This window comes from Fructobacillus durionis (assembly GCF_900112405.1).
Lineage (GTDB): Bacteria > Bacillota > Bacilli > Lactobacillales > Lactobacillaceae > Fructobacillus > Fructobacillus durionis.
In genome coordinates, this window is record NZ_FOLI01000008.1 from 1 (window position 1) to 20,580 (window position 20,580).

Consider the following 20,580-nt stretch of genomic DNA (forward strand, 5'->3'; position numbering starts at 1 on the left):
CCAGGATCAAACTCTCATGTTAAAGTTTGAAGATTGCTCTTCGATTAAACTGACTATTTGTTATCTATCCGATAACGCCTATCCGTTTATTGTTTGTTACGAATTGACTTCGCAAATTTGTTAGATTTAGCTGTCAAAGCTAAATCTCGTTACAGATTTGTTTGTTCAAAGTTTTGTTCAGTTTTCAATGTGCTAACCCGATTGGGCAACTCATTTATTGTAACAGATGTTAGCAACTTGTGCAACAACTATTTTGATGAGTTTTGCTGGTGATTATCAAGCAAAACTTGATAACCGCTTGTCCCTCGCAAGGAACAATAATTAGTATACCGACATTGCACCGTTCGGTCAATGCTTTTTTTGTTTTTTTTATTGGAAATTTCGATTATTTATCTCCCTACGAAAGTTATTAGACAAATCAGTCTATTTTATTTAATATTTTGTTGAATTTGTTTAATTAATTGATTATTTTAAATTAAACAAGGCCTTTTTCGTCAATATTTCGTATAATAGTTGTAGAATCAGTCATCTAGTAAAAGGAGACGAGTATGCCTTGCTACATCTTGACCGACAACTTAAAGAGCCAACGTCTTATTAAGAAGGTTCTGCTTGATTCAATCTTTTTTGAAAGCCCATCTGCCTTACTACATGCTTTAGGAAGAACCCGCCAAGGACAGGTGATTATTCTGGACTCCTGTATTCGAGGATTTGAACTGGCTGGTATTCAAACCGCTCAACTAATTCGCCAAAGAGATACAGACGCACAGATTATTATGATCTCTGATAACGCCCAGATGGCCATGCGCTGTTTTGAAGCGCATGTCGGTTTACTGGACTTCATCATCAAACGTGATTTTAATTCAGCTTTCTTTGATCGACTTTTGCGTGCCGTTGCAACAGCTAAATTGAACATTCACCACATTTATGAACTTCGACCCGTTTCCATTCGTTTACCTGATGGCCGAACGAGCCGCTTATTCGATTTAACGCGCATCATCTATATTACAACGGAAAGCGGGAGCCACCATTTAATTGTTCACGAGGCCGATCATCAATTCCGAATCCGCTCTTCTATGAAAGAAGTTGAGACTTTACACGAACACTTCCAACGGGTTCACACATCATTCATTGTGAATACAAGCTACTTGAATGCCTACTATCCAAATGAGCACTACCTAACGCTTGTTAACGGACAACGCATTCCTGTTTCTAGAAACTATGCCGGTCACTTACGGGATGTCTTGCGTTGGTCACCCAAAAAGCCAGAACAGCCTCAGTTAATTCATAACAAATAAAAAGTCGTCGGGACAATGTCCCGACGACTTTTCAATTTAATACTAATTAGTCTTCCGTTGTTTCAGAAGGGGTTTCACTTTCGTTTTCCTCTTCATTCACTTCTTCAACTGGTTCCAACTTTGTAAAGGTGGCAACCTTTGATCCATCTTCAAGGCGAATCAAACGAACACCCTGTGTGGCACGGCCAGTTTGTGATACATCGGCAATACCGAAACGAATCATCACACCGAGGTTGGTTGTGACCATGATGTCTTCATCACCGTCAACAGTGACCATTCCAGCAAGTGGACCGTTCTTTTCCGTGATTGTAGCGGTCTTGATTCCCTTACCACCACGGCCCTTAACAGGGTACTCTTCGGCAGGTGTCTGCTTTCCATAACCCTTTTCAGTAATGACAAGGACGTTATGATCGGCTGCAAGAATATCCGCTCCGACGACTTCATCGCCTTCACGAAGGTTAATTCCACGCACACCGGCAGCGGCACGTCCCATGAGACGAACAGCATCTTCAGCAAAGGTCACTGAGTAACCGTTATGAGTTGCAATAATGATGTTTTGCTCACCATTGGTCTGCAAGACCTTCAAGATTTCATCGTCTTCACGAAGAGTGAGGGCTTTCAATCCTGACGTACGGATATTGGCAAAGTCTTGCACCTTGGTACGCTTAACAACACCCTTACGAGTTACAAAGAAGAGGTTGTCCTGACTTTCACCAGGGTTACCATGAACCGTTAGAAGGCTCTGGATGGCTTCGTCTTGGTCAAAGTTCAAGAGATTAATGACAGGGATTCCCTTAGCCGAACGGCCGTATTCAGGAATCTCGTAACCCTTCATACGATAAACCTTTCCCTTATTCGTAAAGAAGAAAAGGGAATCGTGAGTTGAAAGGTTGGCCAATTGCGCAACGAAGTCTTCGTCATTCAAGTTCATACCTTGAACACCACGGCCACCGCGGTTCTGTGCCTTAAATTCAGAGGCAGCAACACGCTTGATGTAGCCGTTGTTTGTCAAAGTGACAATGACGTCTTCTTGTTCAATCAAGTCTTCATCTTCGATGCTTGTCACATCACCAACCTGCAATTCGGTACGACGTGGGTCGCCGAAGCGGTTTTGGATTTCGAGCAATTCATCGTAGATGACTTGATCAATTCGTTCTTGGTGAGCCAAGATATCCTTCAAATCAGCAATCAAAGCCACAAGCTTTTGATACTCATCCTCAATCTTGTCTCGTTCCAAACCGGTCAAACGAACCAAACGCATGTCCAAGATGGCCTGTGACTGCTTGTCTGAGAGGTCATAGCCGTCAATCAAACGGCCCTTGGCTTCGTCTGACGTCTTTGATGAACGAATGATATGGATAATTTCATCAATGTGGTCTAAGGCAATTCGCAATCCTTCGAGGATGTGCGCACGTGCTTCAGCCTTCTTCAAATCGAATTCAGTACGACGACGAACAACTGAACGCTGGTGTTCGAGGTAGGCTTCCAAGATTTCCTTCAGAGAAAGGGTCTTTGGGGCACCATGATCGATGGCCAACATGTTAAATGAAAAACCAGTCTGCAAAAGGGTTTGCTTGTAAAGGTTGTTCAAAATAACAGATGCTGAGGCATCACGACGAACATCAATTGACACTCGCAATCCTTCACGGTCAGACTCATCGCGGATGGCAGTAATGCCATCAATCTTCTTATCACGAACCAATTCAGAAATTCGTTCGATCAAACGGGCCTTGTTAACCGCGTAGGGCAGTTCGGTCACGATGATTTGCTCGCGACCAGTCTTCGTTTGTTCGATATCGACTTTGGCACGGAGGGTAATGGTTCCGCGGCCCGTTTCATAGGCCTTACGGATTCCAGCCTTTCCCATGACAATTCCACCAGTAGGGAAGTCAGGTCCAGGCAAGGCTTCCATCAAGTCAGCCGTTGTTGCGTCTGGATTTCCCATCAAGATGTGGAGGGCTGAAATAACTTCACCCAGGTTATGGGTAGGGATGTTGGTTGTCATTCCAACGGCGATACCGGTTGCCCCGTTCACCAAAAGATTTGGAATACGGGCAGGGAGAACGTCTGGTTCGCGTTCTTCGCCATCGTAGTTGGGTACGAAGTCAACCGTGTCCTTATTCAAGTCACGAACCATTTCCATGGCAACTTTAGACAAACGTGCTTCGGTATAACGCATGGCGGCAGCTGAATCACCGTCGACAGAACCGAAGTTTCCGTGTCCATCAACCAACATGTAGCGATATGAAAAGTCCTGGGCCATACGAACCATTGATTCGTAGATGGCTGAATCACCGTGTGGGTGATACTTACCCATAACGTCACCGACGATACGAGCAGACTTCTTGTGGGGCTTATCTGGTGTGTTTCCCTGTTCAATCATCGAATACAAAATTCGACGGTGGACAGGCTTCATTCCATCGCGGACGTCCGGCAAGGCACGGGCAACGATAACAGACATCGCATACGAAAGGAAGGATGTCTTCATCTGCTCCGCTAGATGGGTATTTTTAATACGACTATCTTGTTCTTCTGGCATTTCTTACTCCGAATCAAGCAGCAGCTTAAATATCTAGGTCTTGGACGTAGACCGCGTTATCCTCGATAAACTGACGACGTGGTGGCACATCGCCACCCATCAGCATGTCAATAACGGCATCCGCCTCTTCAGCATCATGTGGGTCAACACGCAACAAACGGCGGTTTTGTGGATCCATGGTTGTATCGGCCAACTGGTCGTAATCCATTTCTCCAAGACCCTTATAACGCTGAACCTTTGGCTTAGCATTTGATGGCAACTGCGCAAGGTACTCTGTCAATTCTTCATCAGAATCCAAGTAGGTTAAGTGCTTGGAATTACCAAGTGCCACACCATACAAAGGTGGCTGAGCAATGTAGATGTATCCGGCATCGATCATTGGGCGCATGTAACGGTAGAACAGCGTCAACAACAATGTTCGAATATGGGCACCATCGACATCGGCATCGGTCATGATGATGATCTTGTGGTAGTGGGCCTTTGAAACGTCAAAGTCCTTACCAAATCCAGCACCAAGGGCAGTGAAGAGGGAACGAATTTCTTCGTTTGCCAAAACACGGTCCAATGAGGCCTTCCCAACGTTCAAAATCTTTCCACGAATTGGCAAGATGGCCTGCGTCAAACGGTTACGTCCCTGCTTAGCAGAACCACCGGCTGAGTCACCCTCGACAATGAACAATTCAGAAATCTCAGGTTCCTTTGACGTGTTGTCCGCCAACTTACCTGGAAGGTTTGAAATTTCGAGTCCAGACTGCTTACGTGTCATTTCACGGGCGCGCTTAGCAGACAAACGAGCCTTTTGGGCTAGGGCACCCTTGGCAACGATTTGCTTGGCAACTGCTGGGTTTTCCATCATGAAACGGGAGAATGTATCCGAGAACATGCGGTCAACGGCCTGACGAGCATCTGAATTCCCAAGCTTGGTCTTTGTCTGACCTTCGAACTGTGGGTCCGGGTGCTTGATGGATACGATGGCAGTCATTCCTTCACGGACGTCTTCACCCGTCAAAGAATCATCGTTTTCCTTCAAAATCTTCTGCTTACGAGCGTAATCGTTAATCACACGGGTCAAAGCAGTCTTGAACCCAGTTTCGTGGGTTCCACCTTCATAGGTGTTGATGTTGTTTGTAAAAGTCTTGAGGTTTTCTTTGACTTCAGTTGTGTACTGCAAGGCAACTTCAACGACGATGTCGTTTTCTTCACCTTCAACATAAACTGGCTCGTCAAAGAGTACTTGCTTGCCTTCGTCCAAGTAGGAAACGTATTCCTTGATTCCTCCTTCGAAGTGGAAGGATTCAGAAACAGGTTCATCCGGACGCTTGTCCGTAATAGAAATGCGGAGTCCCTTATTCAAAAAGGCTAATTCACGAACACGTGAAAGAAGTGTTTGGTAGTTGTAAACCGTTGTTTCCTGGAAAATATCAGGATCTGGCTTGAAGTGAACGATGGTTCCACGTTCGATTGGAAGTGGACCAGACTTCTTAGTCATTGGCGTCTTCACACGGCCCGTTTGGAAATCCATGTAGTAGAGCTGTCCGTCACGTACAACCTGCACATCAAGTGAGGTTGAAAGAGCGTTAACAACCGAGGCTCCAACACCGTGAAGACCTCCAGAAACCTTATATCCGCCACCGCCGAACTTTCCACCGGCGTGCAAAATGGTGAAGACCGTTTCCAAGGCGGGCTTTCCGGTCTTTGATTGGATATCAACCGGAATACCACGACCGTCATCGGTCACCGTAATGGAGTTATCCTTTTCAATCGTCACCGTAATGTGGCTAGCAAAGCCAGCTAGGGCTTCATCGATTCCGTTATCGACAATTTCCCAGACCAAGTGGTGCAAACCTTGGGCAGTCGTTGTTCCAATGTACATACCAGGACGCTTACGGACGGCTTCCAAGCCTTCCAAAACCTGAATCTGATCGGCGTTATAGTCATCAGCATCGGTCTGCATCTTGCTGGCATTTTCGATATCTTCAGCAGAAACTGAGACTGTTTCGATTTCGTTCTTTTCTTCTTCAGCCATGATTCTCCTCTTGCCTCCTACTTCGTCTCGACCTGAATCGTTCCGTCCTTGACCAAAAAGACTTTCGGTTCTTTGATCAACGACCGAGCGACCTCAGAAAGAGAGGGGGCGGTAATAAAGGTTTGTACCTTGTTTTCAATGCTCATTAAGAGGTGGGTCTGCCGTGAAGCATCCAACTCTGATAAAACATCATCTAATAATAGGACCGGATATTCGCCAGTTTCCTGGTGCATCAAGTCAATTTCTCCCAACTTAAGGGCCAGAGCAGCGGTTCGCTGTTGACCTTGAGACCCAAAGTTCGAAACATCAACGCCATTGACCTCAATGGTAAAGTCGTCCCGGTGGGGGCCAACCAAGGTTGTTCCCTGTTTCTTTTCCCGGTCAGACTGCTTCGAAAAAGCAGCTTGCAGGGCTCCTAAGAGTTCCTCTTCCGTTGAGACTTGCTGCAAATCCACTGCTGTTTTATAGTGGAGCGTCAGCTCTTCTGTCTGATTAGCCACTTCACGGTGAATCCGAGCCGCTGCCTTTTCCAACTCTTTTAAAAAGCGTTGCTTCAACAGAATCAACTTGACTGATAGTTCAATCAATTGGTCCGTTAAAACTGATAAAAAGACAGCATCTTTTTTCCCACCAAAGGACCAGGCCTTTAAGTAGGCATTACGGTCTTTTAAAACACGCTTGTACTGGGAAGACAGTTGTAAATAAGTCCGGTTCATTTGACCAAATTCAATGTCGATAAATCGCCGTCTGATGGCTGGTGGTCCTTTAACAAGGTCCAAATCCTCAGGGGCAAATAAAATGACATTCAATTGACCAATGTAAGTTGACAGGCGGCTCTGATCTAAATGATTCACTCGGGCCTGTTTTCCTTTGTTGGACCAGGAAAGGGAAAGGGGCGTCTTACCAAATCGGTTTTCAATAATACCCGATATTCTGGCCTGGCTCTGGCCCCACTGAATTAAATCTTTATCGATTTTTGTTCGATGGGAACGGGCCAGGGCCAAAGCGTAGATACTTTCCAGCAGGTTTGTTTTTCCCTGGGCGTTTTGTCCAAGAAAAATATTGACTCCTGGTTGAAAAGTCAGCTTCGCATCGTCGTAATTACGAAAGTGACTGAGCGATAATTCGGTTAGCTCCACGAAGAAGGTCCCGTTGGCTTATTCTTTGCAACTCTCTTTGAGCCCTTGTCTTGCGACGCTTGGAAACGGGCTAGAATAGCCGCCTTCTCTTCGCGTTCATTTGCTTCAACATCAGACTCGCTGTCAATTTCAAAGACTTGACCAGCAGTTTCGACAGTGTAGCCAGGGTATAACTTTTTTCCCCGGCGGTTTTCTTCTTCACCGTTTACTAAAACTTCCTGCTCTGCTAAATAGGCTTTTGCCATTCCGCCAGTGCGGATTAGGTCAGCGATTTTTAGCAATTGCTGAAGAGTGATGTAATCGGTTGTAATTGCCACGCGCTCAGCCATAAATATCCCCTAATTTTTTATCAGACTTACCCCATTATTATACCATATTTATCTTTATTTGCCCCTAAGAGCCTTTTTTAGCCGATTTTACTAAAAGTAGTCTCTTTGTATGAAAAAGGGAACAAAGTCGCTTTTCGCTTTTATAATAAAAAAAAGACCCCACGAGGTCTTTTTTATTTTTTAACTTAGAAGGTACGAACAGGTGTAACCAACTGTAGTTGCTTATTATCTGTTTCACCTTCAGGAATAATGATAAATGGCCGAAGGTTTGTCGTGAACTTCAATTCAACCGTCTTACCTTGCAAGACACGGAGAGCGTCTCGTACGTAATCGGGGTTGAATGAAATTTCAAGATCATCGCCAGTAATCTTATTGGCTGCCAAAGCTTCCTTCACTTGACCAACTTCTTGTGAATTACCAGATAGCTCTGCCTGTTGATCCTTGATTGTCAGCAAAACAACGTTATTACGTGATTCGTGTGACAAAAGGGAAGCACGATCAATGGCACCTGACAAGACACCAGCATCGATTTCGAGTTCAGTGTTGGCTTCTGAAGGAATCAAACGGTCTGTTTCAGGATAGTTTCCTTCTAGCAAACGGGAGTAGAAGGTCGTGTTTCCGAAGATAAAGACGGCTTGGTTAGCTGAAAGCTTTACCTCAACAACGTTTTGTCCTTCTAACAGTGATTGCAGTTCATTAAAGGCCTTAGCTGGAATGATAACGGATGCGTCATCAACTGTTTCTGAGCCAACCAAGGTAATAATACGTTGTGACAAACGGTGTGAATCTGTTGTAACAGCCTTAATTTGGTTACCAGAAAGAGAAAGGTGAATTCCAGTAAGGATTGGACGACTCTCTTGGGTGGAGGCTGAAATCTTAGTTTGTGCAATCAATTCGATTAATTGAGCAGCAGAAATCTTCAAAGACTTGGTCTCTGATAATTCAGGCAACTTTGGATATGCAGAGCTTGGTTGACCATTAATCTTAAATGAAGCAGAACCGGAGGTAATTAATGCCTGTAATCCTTCAATTGATAAAGTCATGTCCTTAGCAGGCAAGTGCTTCACAATGTTAATAAAGAATGTAGCAGGTAGCGTAATACCACCAGTTGATTCAATAACCAATTCATTTGCAGTATCTTCTGCTGTCAAAGTCATTTGAATGGAAATATCAGCATTAGATCCAGTTAGAACTAATTGATCTTCTTGTAAATCCAACTTCATGTTAGTCAAAATTGGAATTGTTGTTTTAGATGAAATTGCTCGAGCAACGTCATTCAAAGCTTTAATAAATGCTTGACGATTAATCGTAAATTTCATAGCACATGGCCTCCTTTGTGGCAGGTGCGATTATTAAATAAATATAGTAATAAATAAATAGTAATAGTAATAAGGGCTGTGGGTTCGGGGGATTAGCTAACGAACCCCAGAACCATCAGTTTTTGCCTGTGGATAACTCTGCCGAAAGCGACGGCGTAAAAATGGAAGTTATCCACAGGTTCTTATTGACCATTTCGAATGGCTTCGGCTAAATCTTGGACCATTGCTTTCATTTGACCTTCTTTTTCAACTTGCTCTTCAATTTTCGTGAAGGCGTGTGAAATCGATGAATGGTCTCGATCTCCGAAGGCTTGTCCAATTTGAGGAAGGGACATGTCTGTCATTGTACGAGTCAAGTAGATAGCAACGTGTCTTGCCATGACAATGTCTGACTGACGACGACTGGACTTCATGTCTTCCACCGTCTGCATGTAATAGTCGGCGACAACCTTTTGAATCCGATCAACCGTGATGACGGACTTCTTATTGGCATTGATTTCTTCCAAAATTGTTTTGGCAGTTTCAATGGTTGCCGGTTTATTCATATAGCGAATCTTCGCTTCAAACTTATGGAAGGCGCCTTCTAGCGTTCGGACGTTGTCGTCCACGGATTCTCCAATTAACTGTAAGACATCGTTTGGAATATCCAAATCATTTTGATCCTGGAGGTTACGCAGGATGGCAACACGGGTTTGTACGTCGGGCTTCTGAATGTCTGATGTAATTCCCTGTTCGAAACGAGATTTTAAGCGGTCTTGCAAATCGGGGATATCATTTGGGTAACGGTCTGACGTCATCACGATTTGCTTATTAGCCTTCGTTAAGGCGTTAAAGGTGTTAAAGAACTCTTCTTGCACCTGTGGCTTACCGGCCCAGAACTGAATATCATCGACAAGTAACATGTCCAGCGAACGGTAGGTCTTCTTAAAGAGTGCCGTGGCATTCGTATCGCCACCCTTACGGAGGGAGTTAGTGAAGTCATTTAGGAAATCCTCGGCCGTAGCGTATTTGATACGGGCATTGGGATTATCCTGTGCGTATTGATTACCAATGGCTTGCATTAGGTGGGTCTTACCTAGTCCAACACCTCCATATATAAGGTAGGGGTTGTAGACTTTACCGGGACCTTCAGCGACTGCTTGTGCAATGGCACGGGCATTTTCGTTACCAGAACCAACAACGAACTTTTCGAAGGTGTAGTCAGGGTTTAAACCGGCATCCTGTGAAAAGGGAATGTGTTGTTCTGATTCAGAAGTTAGTCCTGTGGTAACGGGACTGGCAGCACTTGCAAGGCTTTCGGTTTTTTGAAATTCTGGACGAATAAATTTACCAGTTTCATTATTGGCATACTCGACGAATTTCATTGAAATTTCGGTATTCCATTGGTTAATGATTTTATCGGCAAAAGTCTCGGGTACCTTAAAAATGAAGCGGTTGTTTTCAATACCAACAGGGGTTAAGGGGTCAACGAAAGTGTCGAATGAGATGGCACCAAGGTCTTGGTACAGTGCGAAACTCACCTTATCCCATAATTCAGTTGATGATAGGGTATCTGACATCAAAATCTCCAATTAAAAATGATGATAAAAAGGGATGAATACTAAAAATAGTATAGCAAAAAAAAAGAGGAGAGGATAGTTATCCACAGAAAGATCAAAAGGAATGGAAAAATCCCCAAGAGTGGGAAAGAAAAAAGGGTCTTGTGGAAACAAATGGGAACAAAAATTCGCTTTATCCACAAAAACAAGGGTTTATCCACAGTCAGAATGTTGATAACATCGTCTTTATATTCTTTATCAACGTTTTCCACAGATAGCAACTAACAACCTGTGGAAAAGTGGATAACTTGTGTAAAAGGTTGGTAAAACCGTTTCTTTTTATCGACTTACGCAAGGGCTTTGGATTTCTTGTTTAAAAGAATGTGGATAAGTTTTTTCCTTTATATATAAAAATATTGCGTATCCTCCCTTGCTTTGCTTGTCAGGCCGGCTTATCCGTGGTATGATTAATCCCGAATTGCAAAGAATTTTGCAGACAAATTAGTTTAAATGGAGGAAAATCCTAATGAAGCGTACATTCCAACCAAAGAAGCGTCATCGCGCACGCGTACACGGTTTCCGTAAGCGTATGTTAACGAGCAACGGTCGTAAGGTTTTGGCTCGCCGCCGCGCGAAGGGCCGCAAGGTATTATCTGCCTAAACAGGTCGCTGCTTGCAGTGGCCTTTTTATTTTCAATGATTCATGCAGGTTTCCTGCGTACATAACAATTTAGGTGGATACTTATGCGTAAGTCATTTCGTATTAAAAAGCCTGAGGAATTCCAGCGAGTCTTCGATCACCACCATTCAGTGGCGAACAAGTACTTCGTGGTTTACCGATTGCAGAAAAAAGATCAAAAGCACTTTCGATTAGGACTTTCCGTTGGAAAGAAAATTGGAAAGGCCCATGATCGAGTTCATGTTAAAAGAAGAATTCGACAATCAATGCTGGAATTAAAGCCAGTACTCGATCAGAGAAGCGATATACTTGTTATAGCGCGACCAGCAGTCGCTGGAGCCTCTCAGGCTTTTATCAAACAGCAGTTAGTCCATGTACTGGGCTTAGCAAAACTACTAAAGGATGAGCAAGATGACAAAGATTAATAAGTGGGTAAAGACAGTTGGCTTCCTTCCGCTATTTTTAGCGGCCTTGGCCCTAGTCGGTATTATTGCAGCGGACCATTCATACACTGGCTATGTTGCTGGTTCAGGAATCTGGGGTAGTTTTGTTGCCTTCTTTATCCGCTCAATTTTAGGTGTTTCTTCTTGGTTCTCTTCATCTTATGGATTAGGGATTGTTGTTTTCACGGTTTTGGTCCGTTTCTTCATCTTACCTTTGATGGTTTATCAAATTGATTCAATGAAGAAAATGCAGGTTTTGCAGCCACAGCTAAAGGTCCTTCAAGAAAAGTATGCTGGCCGTGATACAGAAACTCGTACGTTGTTAGCACAGGAACAACAAGCACTTTATAAGGAACATGGAGTTTCACCATTTGCTTCTATGTTGCCATTGCTCGTGCAGATGCCAGTGTTGATTGCCCTTTATCAAGGTATTCATAACTCTCCTGTTCTCCGTTCAGGTTCTTTCCTTTGGTTAAACCTTGGGAATCAAGATCCTTACTTTGTTTTGCCAGTGCTAGCTGCCCTGTTTACCTTCGGTTCTTCTTGGCTTTCAACACAAGCTAACCCTCAGCAAAATACAATGACGAAGATTCTACCATTTATCTTCCCATTCATTATTTTCTTCACTTCTTTGGCCGTTCCAGCCGCCGTTTCATTGTACTGGGTTGTTGGAAACCTCTTCCAAATGATTCAGACTTTCTTCTTGCAAAACCCATTTAAGTTGAAGCAAGAACGAGAAGAAGCACGTGCTAAGGAGAAGGCAAAGGCCCGCAAGATGCGTAAGGCTAAGCGTTCTAAGAAGCGATAAGGAAAGCTTGTACTTGATGTTTTAAAAAGGTGGTACACCATGATTGAAATGTTAAAACAAAACGCAAACTTTCACTGGTACCATGTCACGAACATGTCAGAGGATGATCGAACTGAACTTCTTTCGAAGCATGGGTTGACCGAGCAAATGCTTGGTTATGCAAATGATCGAAACGAGTCTGTTCGAATGGAGTTTGATCCAGAGGCTGATGAAGCTTTAATTATTTTGGATGTGATTTCTGCTGAACCTGAGCCTGTTTTGACCCGTCCCATTGGAATTGTTTTGGTTCATGGTGATTTATTTACCTTTGCACATCGACCAACTGACTATATAAAGAAGGAATTCACGGCAGGTAAAATTGACGGGCATTTACCCGATGATGACCACTTATCGGTTTTTGAATTCCTAGTTACTGGCATTTACCCATTAATGACGATGTATGGTGAGGAAATCACTGAGATTAATCGCCAACGACGCGCTATTCAGGCACAGTTTGGGAACCGTAAGCAGTTAACTAAGCAAACGAATGATTTGCTACACCTGCAGATTCAAATGATTTACCTACAGAACTCATTAGCTAATAACTTGATTATGTTGGATCAGATTCGTCGCTCTTACAAGAGCCACGTGTCAGAAGATGACTTAGATTTAATCGATGCTGTTCGTGTTGAGGTTGAACAAGCACGAGATATGGCTGGTTTAGCCATGGAAGTGATTAACGCAGTAACTAAGGCTACTGGTACACTTGGTAATCGTGATTTGAACTGGACGATGAAAGTGCTAACTGTCTATTCGATTGTCTTTACCATACCAACGGTTGTTTCTGGTTTTTATGGCGAAAACGTCGAATATCTTCCATTTGCAAACCACCAATCAGGATGGTGGGTAACCATTCTTATAATGATTGGCTTAATGGTGGCGGCAACTTATGTTTTCCATCGTTACGGTTTCTTAAAGAAATAAAAAACGGCATACGCCGTTTTTTTTATGCTCATAAGTGACTACTAGCCTTTTTTATAGCTATAAACTGACGTATAATAGATAGGAACATAGATATTACTGGAGGCGACATGTTATTCAAACCTCGGGAAAAGAAAGAATTTATTTACCAAAAAAATCGGCTGATTCAAAAGTCTTCTGAAGGTATGATATCTTTCCGCCGATTTCTTTTTGCTCCGAACCTGCTGACCTTTGTTATTTCAGTTGTTGTTGGTAATGCGTTTGGATCAACTGTAAAAGAATTGGTAACAACTCTTTTTCATTTCTTTTACGCAATTTGGCGTTGGTTAGTTGGAAAAGGGCATCCGGTTAGTTTTGATTCGACATGGGATGCATTATCTAATTTCTTAACCTCTGCTTTAACTTTATTAGCAATTGCTTTAGCAGTCTTTTATTTCATTCAATTTATTAACAATTGGTTAATTGGCTCGGAAGAAGAGAAGTGGGGATACGATGAGCCCCATCAAGATTCATTAAACGAGCAGGCTTTGATTAAGAAGAACAATGCACTAATGAAAGAGAACATTGCTTTGCAAAAAGAGATCATTCAATTACTCAAGGATAGTTCGAAAGAGGGAAACCAAAAATGAAAGTAACTACTGTTTACACGGCAATTATTGCCTTGATTTTGTTGTTTATATCCGTTGTGGCATGGGTGTTCAAATCAGTTGATTTGGCATTGGTAACATCTAATCTTGCAACGATCATGTTGTTGGTTGTTTACTTGTGGGATAACCGCAAGGGGAATGATTAAGAAGTGTTTAAGATACTGTGTATTTTGTTAAGCTAAGTTTTCTTCTTAGCTTTTTCTTTATCATTGTTTCACGTGGAACATTTACAAAACCTGTTTCACGTGAAACATAAGGAGGCTTCAAATGCTATTTAAAGACTTAAATATAAACTTTGAACCAGTTACAGTGCCAGAATCGGTCAGGAAAGTAGTTAAAGACCAGGCCTATGGAAAAAAAGAGTGGGAACAATACGATCTCTATCTTCCTAAAAATAAAACGGAAAAGATTCCGCTCTTGCTAGATTTACAAGGCGGAGGACTAGTGAGAGGTAAAAAATCAACTAATAAGCTAGACCCAAACTTAAGGTTAACAACCGAAGGGTTTGCAATTGCTTCAATGAACTATGAATTGATATCGGAAGAAAACTATGCCTTCCCTAATCAGATAGCAGAAGTAAGGGCTGTGTTAATTCAGCTTAAAAAAAGAGCAGATGAATGGGGACTGGATACCGATTCTTTTTACCTAGCTGGAGAATCCTCCGGTGCACAGTTAGCAATGTTAACTGCAGCTTCAGTAACAGCGGGCGTTAAGATTGGCCGTGTTCCTCATTTGGATGATAAGCTGACGGATATGCCAACAATTCAAAAGGTTATTGCCTCTTATGGGCCTTACGAATTCGATCAATTTGCTGAGCAGTTTGATGAATTAAAAGTAAGCCCAAAATACCCAGAATCCGGGAATCCAATTTCATTTGAAGGATTAGCCATTGCTGATCATCAAGTGAACGAAAACCCAATTGCGATTTCCCAGGGAAATCCTGCCAATTATTTTACAAGTAAGATGCCAGAAATTTTTGCAATGGCTGGTTCGGCTGATCAGGTAGTACCCGAATTACAAAGTAAAGAAATGGTTAAGCGCTTTAATAAAATGGTTGGTAAAGAAGCGAAGACTTATTGGAAAGTGGGAGCACACCACGGAATCCAAGATTTTGATAATGATGAAGTGTATCAGATGAAAGTTGATTTTTTGAAGCCATAATAAAAAAGGGCAGATGTGAAAACATCGGTCCTTTTTTATTTGAATAATTCATGTAGATGAGGGTGTTTAGTAAGCAAAGCCGCAACCAATTCTTTTGATTCCTTAAAAATCAGAGTATTAACATACGGCCTTGGAATAACGGTGTTGAACCAACGTTCACCTTCAAGCGGAATACCAGAGATAAACAATCCAAAAACATTTTGATTGCGTTTATCAATCGCCATGAAGTTCTTGGGGTTAATCTTAATGGTGTGAGCCAATAGAGAACTAGAATGCCCATTTGGAATCTCATTATTGGATTGAATCAGTCCTTGTTTGGCCAAAGAACGAATGAGCGGTGATTTAGCGATTCGGAAATCAATGGTTGAGAGGCGGGCTTCAATCAAGCAAGTTCCCTCATAGTGATCGCCGAAGTTATCAGTTGCCGTAAAGCGTTGATCGTTATGACCGGTCTTGTAGCCGGGACCGGCAATGGTAATAATACCTGCTTGAATCAGCGCGAGTAATTGACGCATACGAATAATGGGAGGCCCAGCTGAGAGTTGATTGTCAAAGTAACGGAAGGCCGTCAGCATTTTTGCGTAGCCGTCATCGGTGAAGTAACCGTCATTGTATAGTGTACGAACAATATCTCGTAAGTCACGAAGCAAATCATAGGAACCGGTTAATGGTGACCAATCGTTTCCTAATTGGGCAGAAATAATATCGTTTTCTAGATGATTTTCTAGGTTTTGGCGATAGTTTTCGTGGGTCCACTTTAGAGCAGGAAAAATCTTATCATCCCAATTGATATCCGTTTCAATGTTCAAATCAAAAACCTTATTTAATAGAGGCCAATGCTTTGGGTTTTGAATGAAATGAATAATATTTGTCTTACTGGAGTCAAAGGGTAGGTCTGTTTGCTGAATTTGATTGAAAAGAAACTTGTAGGTTAATTCCTGCTTTAGGATTGTCATGAAGGTATCGAAAGGCAGGGTTCTGTCGTTTTCTAATGCCACTTCCTTCAAATGGGGGAGTGTAAAGAAACGAGGTTGATAAAGTTGTGATGCTTCCTTTTGGTTAACACCCTTTGAACGAGGAGGGAGCCCGTTGAAGGAACCAGCCACAATTTTTGGTTCACGTCCTGATGGGCGATAGGTGAGGGAGCCATCACGATTTGTAATGAAAGTGCCACCTTTACCCGCAGTGAGTGATAGCAACACATCGAAGAAGGAAAGGCCAAGCCCTTCGATTAGGACAGAATCGTCTCCCTTGATTTTGGTGAAGTCGTTTTCAGCCGGATGAGAAGCAGGAAAGTAGACCAGTCCCTTATTTTTAGCAAAGTCCATTAGGTCGGATTGCTTTTCATTTAATTGATTATCGATATGGCCAGGTGCAAGAACAACACGATCGTATCGAGCGGTGCGACCATCGGCAGTCTTGAGTTTGAACCGGCGAGTGCCCTTGTGTAAATCAACCACTTCCTTTTGATGGAAGGCAATGGAAACGTTCTTTGGGCAGGCAGCCTGTAATTCTTCAAAGTACCAGGCTGCGTAAACCCCAAATAATCCTCGAGAAGAGAATGTATTTGCAGAAATTAAGGAAAGAACCTCATCACGGTATGCTGAAGGATATTCAGGATGGTCAGAAAGATAGTCAAAGGCCACCGTTTGCGCCCATGTTAGTAAATTAGGACGGGCGATAGGAACTTCATGATCAAGTAACTCATAGTCGTCAAAAAGGGTAACCTGATTGGCGTATGTGTTCATTAAAAAGGTGTGATTGTTCTTTAAGAAGGGATCCCAAACGCGACCACCAATAGTACTGGGGTCAAAAAGGTCAATAACAACCTCTATTTTGGGGTCAATAGTAAATAATAGCCGGCCCAAAATAGCTAAGTTACGTGGACCAGCTCCAATTAATGCAATTCTCATCGGTGCCATACTCCTATTGAAATTCAATAAAAAAGCTAACAGAGCGCGTTAGCAGGGCAAACCGAAAACCAACAAAACTGTTGATTTTGCGATATACAGTGTTAAATCTTACCCTTTAATTGTAAGTGAATAAGGTAATTATGTCAAAAATAACAGAATATACCAATTTGTAACAAAAGACTGCATAGCCTTACTATTACTGGTATAATAGAGATATCATTTGTTGCAGAGCGAAGAAGCACTGGTAGTCAGAAAGCCAACGGTTGCTGTGAGTTGGTCTAACTTCTTCAGGTACACAACAAAACACAATGACGTAAAATGCCGCGTTAAGGCAGTTTAAGTGACCTCGAAGAGGTAATTTAGGTGGTACCGCGGTTCAGTCGCCCTAATCAGAAGAGATTAGGGCGACTTTTTTATATCATTAAAAAGAAAATATCAATATAGGAGCTTGTAATGAATTTTATTGAAGATTTGAAGTGGCGTGGAGCTTTGAACCAAGTAACGGACGAAGAGGGTTTGTTGAAGGCCATGGAAGAAGGCCAGATTGGCGCCTACGTAGGAACTGATCCAACAGCTGATTCTTTGCACTTAGGACACTTGATTCCTTTCATGGTCCTGAAGCGTTTTCAAAACGCTGGCGGAAAGGCCGTTATCATTGTTGGTGGCGCAACGGGTTCAATTGGAGATCCACGCCCAACAACGGAACGTCAATTGCTTTCCGAAGAGCAATTGAAGGAAAACGAAAAGGGTATCGCCGCTCAAGTTACGAAGCTGTTCGGGCAAAATGGTACAAAAATTGTCAACAACGCTGATTGGTTGAACATTATGACCTTGCCAGCCTTTTTGCGTGACTATGGTAAGCTCTTTTCAATTAACGTGATGTTGAAGAAGGACGTTGTGGCTTCCCGCTTGGAAACGGGGATTTCTTATACGGAGTTCACTTACCAAATTTTGCAGGCCATCGACTTCTTGCACCTTTGGCAGGAAGAAAACGTTCGCTTGCAAATTGGTGGGTCTGACCAGTGGGGGAACATCACCTCTGGCGTTGATTTGATTCACACGATTGAAGGGCCGGAAGCACCGGCCTTTGGTTTGACGATTCCATTGATGACGGATTCAACTGGTAAGAAGTTTGGTAAGTCCGAAGGGAACGCCATCTGGTTGAACGCCGAAAAGACATCGCCATACACTTTCTACCAGTTCTGGTTTAACCAACAGGATGCCGATATTGAAAAGTACTTGAAGTACTTTACCTTCTTAGAACCTGAAGAAATTGAAAAGATTGTGGCTGAATCGGCTGAAAACCCTGGTGCACGATACGGACAAAAGCGTTTGGCAGAAGAAGTGACAGCCTTTGTTCACGGGCAAACTGCTGTTGATGAAGCCGAAGCTTTGTCAAAGGCCTTGTTCTCAGGGGACGTGGCTGAATTAAGCGTACAACAGATTAAGGATGTCTTCTCTGGTGTGCCAGCCTTTGATACGACTAAGGAAAAGCAAAACATTGTCGACTTCCTTGTGGATGCTGGTATTGAAAAGTCAAAGCGCCAGGCTCGCGAAGACGTAACAAACGGTGCCATTCGCATTAACGGCGAAAAGGTGTTCGATGTTGATGCTGAAGTTGATCCAAATGCTGCTTATGATGGGCAGTTTGTTCTTGTCCGTCGTGGTAAGAAGAAGTACTTCTTAGGAACAGTGAAGTAAAATTAAGACTGGTAAATCAACCTTTTTGAACCTTTTTAAAAAAGTTATTCTACTTTAACCTTAGTTTAATCTCATCGGCCCATAATAATAGACATGATATAGCAATATATCAAAGGGTCAGGTACCTAGTTCATTATAAATACTTCTCTCTAAACCTAATTTATACCTTCTCTCCCGTTCTAGGTATCTGATCATTTTGAATTACTCCCCGAAAGGGGAGTTTTTTTATGGATTTATTAAAGATTGTGGACTTTAATGGTTGGTCCTGCCTGCTTTGTTATAATGAAAGGGACTCAAATAAGTTTAAGTCCTTCAATGTATATTGAAAGGGACGTTTACAAAGGAGACACCGCATATGTCATTATTAGAACTGCGTCACGTGTCAAAGAAATTTGGCTCATACCAAGCCTTAGATGACGTATCATTTTCAGTAGAACCTGGTCGTATTGTTGGTTTGATTGGTCCAAACGGGGCCGGAAAGTCCACTGCAATGCGTGCCATGACTGGTTTGATGCGTTTTGATTCAGGGGACATCATTTTTGACGGACAACCTGTTAAGTTCTCAAAGACAAAGGCTTTGTCTAAGATGGGAAACTTGATTGAGTACCCATCAATTTATCCAAACTTTACCGCTTTAGACCACATGAAGTACTATGCGATGGATTCAGATGACCCTGAAGACATTCAAGAACTCATGAAGTTGACCGGTATTGATGGTCCGAACTTTGGTAAGCGGAAGGCCAAGCACTTTTCACTTGGTATGAAGCAGCGCCTTGGTATTGCCATCGCCTTGATTCGTAAGCCTAAGTTGGTTATTTTGGACGAACCAATGAACGGATTGGATCCACAATCTGTTCGCGAAATTCGTTCACTCATTCAAGAACTAGCTCAGAAGGGCATTTCTTTTTTGATTTCTTCCCACCTTTTGGATGAATTGCAACGTCTTGCTGACGATGTGGTTATCATTAACAAGGGTAAGATTATTCGTCGGGCGACGATGAAAGACTTCCTTTCAGAAGATAAGGCAGAGGTTAAGGTTAAGACTTCTGATAACCAGGCCATGTTGAAGGTAGCGGAAGAGGCCGGTTGGAACGCTAAGCTTGGTGACAATGATCAAGTGTTGATTACGGTTGAAGAAGGCGTTAACGCCCAGGCCGTATTGGCAAAGGCTACAGAAGCTAAGTTGGATGTTTTAGATATCCAAACGGGAACCGCTAACTTGGAAGAACACCTCTTAGAAGTGCTGTCCGAAAAGGGCACCCGTGCCTAAGACTTTGTTAAAGGAGAGATTATGATTACCTTATTAAAACAAGAATGGATGAAGGCAGTAAAGCAAAATCGCTTTTATGTCTGGGCCATTATTTCCTTCCTATTACCAGTTATAACGTTAATCTGGTTTATCCCAGCCGAGTCACAAACCCTTGGTTATGCTGCACTTGGTGGGGCTGGAATCGTTGTAGCGATTGCTGCGTCAGTTCTTTCTGCTTTGACCTTTACACAGGAATTTAACTTTGGAACGATTCGCCCATTGCTTTCTCGTCAGTACTCACGGCTCCAAATCTTTATCTCTAAGATAGTAATGATTGTGATCGAATACGTGATTGTATTGGCTTCAGCTGTTTTGGGAACGCTGGCAGGACGCTTGATTTTCCAAATGATGAATGGCACGACCGGGACGGAAATTGACTGGCAGCCATTCCTCTTCCACCAGGTGATGGATGTTGTGATGACCCTGTTCTTCTTCGCCATCGTTATCTTGGTTTCAAACCTCGTGAAGTCATCAGCCGCCGCTGTTTCATTGGGAATTGTTTTGTCAATTGCCACTTCAATCATTGCGGCGATTACGACTTCCTTGGTGCAATTCTGGGAGCCATTGAAGTGGAACCCATTGACTGTTGAATCTTTCTTATCACAGTTTGATGGCACTTCAGCCGTCAACTTTGGCCTACACATGTACTTTGGTGCAGATGTTTGGGTCATCTGGGTTGTCTACGTAGGATACTTGGTATTGCTATACCTTTTGACCTTCTTGATTTTCCAACGTCGTTCAGTTTAAATAAATTAAAAAGACAGGCTAACGCCT

General features: G+C 42.8%; 18 protein-coding genes. 11 read left to right on the top strand and 7 right to left on the bottom strand.

The window, feature by feature from the left end; all coding sequences use genetic code 11:
• Positions 1-548: 548 nt before the first annotated feature.
• On the top strand, positions 549-1,295 hold the full coding sequence (locus tag BMZ93_RS05995; protein WP_091503169.1) for a LytR/AlgR family response regulator transcription factor: 747 nt from the start codon (positions 549-551) through the stop codon (positions 1,293-1,295).
• 46 nt (positions 1,296-1,341) lie between these two features.
• Here the strand turns inward: BMZ93_RS05995 and gyrA are convergent, their stop codons facing one another.
• The 6 genes from gyrA to dnaA form a co-directional block, all read right to left on the bottom strand.
• Positions 1,342-3,834: a DNA gyrase subunit A gene (gene gyrA, locus BMZ93_RS06000; protein ID WP_091503171.1), complete on the bottom strand. Its 2,493-nt coding sequence runs from the start codon at positions 3,832-3,834 to the stop codon at positions 1,342-1,344.
• A gap of 25 nt (positions 3,835-3,859) precedes the next feature.
• Positions 3,860-5,788, bottom strand: coding sequence for a DNA topoisomerase (ATP-hydrolyzing) subunit B (gene gyrB / locus BMZ93_RS06005; RefSeq protein ID WP_091503226.1), 1,929 nt, complete (start codon positions 5,786-5,788; stop codon positions 3,860-3,862).
• Between the two features lie 89 nt (positions 5,789-5,877).
• Positions 5,878-6,999: a DNA replication/repair protein RecF gene (recF, locus tag BMZ93_RS06010; RefSeq protein ID WP_091503173.1), complete on the bottom strand. Its 1,122-nt coding sequence runs from the start codon at positions 6,997-6,999 to the stop codon at positions 5,878-5,880.
• Positions 6,990-7,328 (bottom strand): S4 domain-containing protein YaaA, encoded by a 339-nt coding sequence (gene yaaA / locus BMZ93_RS06690; protein ID WP_091503175.1) that lies wholly within the window; start codon positions 7,326-7,328, stop codon positions 6,990-6,992. The genes recF and yaaA overlap by 10 nt, the downstream gene beginning before the upstream one ends.
• Before the next feature lie 185 nt (positions 7,329-7,513).
• Positions 7,514-8,647: a DNA polymerase III subunit beta gene (gene dnaN, locus BMZ93_RS06020; RefSeq protein ID WP_091503177.1), complete on the bottom strand. Its 1,134-nt coding sequence runs from the start codon at positions 8,645-8,647 to the stop codon at positions 7,514-7,516.
• A gap of 182 nt (positions 8,648-8,829) precedes the next feature.
• Positions 8,830-10,206, bottom strand: coding sequence for a chromosomal replication initiator protein DnaA (gene dnaA / locus BMZ93_RS06025; protein ID WP_091503179.1), 1,377 nt, complete (start codon positions 10,204-10,206; stop codon positions 8,830-8,832).
• A 499-nt stretch (positions 10,207-10,705) separates the two neighbouring features.
• Here dnaA and rpmH point away from each other — a divergent pair, with 499 nt between their 5' ends.
• The 7 genes from rpmH (at position 10,706) to BMZ93_RS06055 (ending at position 14,883) form a co-directional block, all read left to right on the top strand.
• Positions 10,706-10,846 carry a 50S ribosomal protein L34 gene (gene rpmH, locus BMZ93_RS06030; RefSeq protein WP_213793221.1) on the top strand — a complete coding sequence of 47 codons (141 nt, stop codon included), beginning with the start codon at positions 10,706-10,708 and terminating at the stop codon, positions 10,844-10,846.
• A gap of 83 nt (positions 10,847-10,929) precedes the next feature.
• The gene (gene rnpA, locus BMZ93_RS06035) at positions 10,930-11,289 is read left to right on the top strand and encodes a ribonuclease P protein component (protein WP_091503181.1); all 360 of its coding nucleotides are present in this window, start codon (positions 10,930-10,932) and stop codon (positions 11,287-11,289) included.
• Entirely contained in the window at positions 11,276-12,115 is an 840-nt protein-coding gene (locus tag BMZ93_RS06040; protein ID WP_091503183.1) for a membrane protein insertase YidC, read from the top strand. Before rnpA ends, BMZ93_RS06040 begins: the two co-directional genes overlap by 14 nt.
• Before the next feature lie 39 nt (positions 12,116-12,154).
• Positions 12,155-13,078 (top strand): magnesium transporter CorA family protein, encoded by a 924-nt coding sequence (locus BMZ93_RS06045; RefSeq protein ID WP_091503185.1) that lies wholly within the window; start codon positions 12,155-12,157, stop codon positions 13,076-13,078.
• Between the two features lie 107 nt (positions 13,079-13,185).
• Positions 13,186-13,704: an MscL family protein gene (locus tag BMZ93_RS06050; RefSeq protein WP_091503187.1), complete on the top strand. Its 519-nt coding sequence runs from the start codon at positions 13,186-13,188 to the stop codon at positions 13,702-13,704.
• A complete protein-coding gene (locus BMZ93_RS06600; protein ID WP_159427797.1) occupies positions 13,701-13,868 on the top strand; it encodes a hypothetical protein in 168 nt (55 codons plus the stop codon). Before BMZ93_RS06050 ends, BMZ93_RS06600 begins: the two co-directional genes overlap by 4 nt.
• Before the next feature lie 121 nt (positions 13,869-13,989).
• The gene (locus BMZ93_RS06055) at positions 13,990-14,883 is read left to right on the top strand and encodes an alpha/beta hydrolase (RefSeq protein ID WP_091503189.1); all 894 of its coding nucleotides are present in this window, start codon (positions 13,990-13,992) and stop codon (positions 14,881-14,883) included.
• Between the two features lie 35 nt (positions 14,884-14,918).
• On the opposite strand, the gene BMZ93_RS06060 is transcribed toward BMZ93_RS06055, so the two are convergent.
• Entirely contained in the window at positions 14,919-16,796 is a 1,878-nt protein-coding gene (locus BMZ93_RS06060) for an FAD/NAD(P)-binding protein (RefSeq protein WP_159427798.1), read from the bottom strand.
• Positions 16,797-17,249: 453 nt separating this feature from the next.
• On the opposite strand from BMZ93_RS06060, the gene tyrS reads away from it, so the two are divergent.
• The 3 genes from tyrS to BMZ93_RS06075 all read left to right on the top strand — a co-directional run bounded on the left by tyrS (position 17,250) and on the right by BMZ93_RS06075 (position 20,553).
• Positions 17,250-18,497, top strand: coding sequence for a tyrosine--tRNA ligase (gene tyrS / locus BMZ93_RS06065; protein WP_091503193.1), 1,248 nt, complete (start codon positions 17,250-17,252; stop codon positions 18,495-18,497).
• A 355-nt stretch (positions 18,498-18,852) separates the two neighbouring features.
• On the top strand, positions 18,853-19,767 hold the full coding sequence (locus BMZ93_RS06070; RefSeq protein ID WP_091503195.1) for an ABC transporter ATP-binding protein: 915 nt from the start codon (positions 18,853-18,855) through the stop codon (positions 19,765-19,767).
• A 21-nt stretch (positions 19,768-19,788) separates the two neighbouring features.
• A complete protein-coding gene (locus BMZ93_RS06075; RefSeq protein ID WP_091503197.1) occupies positions 19,789-20,553 on the top strand; it encodes an ABC transporter permease in 765 nt (254 codons plus the stop codon).
• The last annotated feature ends 27 nt before the right edge of the window (positions 20,554-20,580 follow it).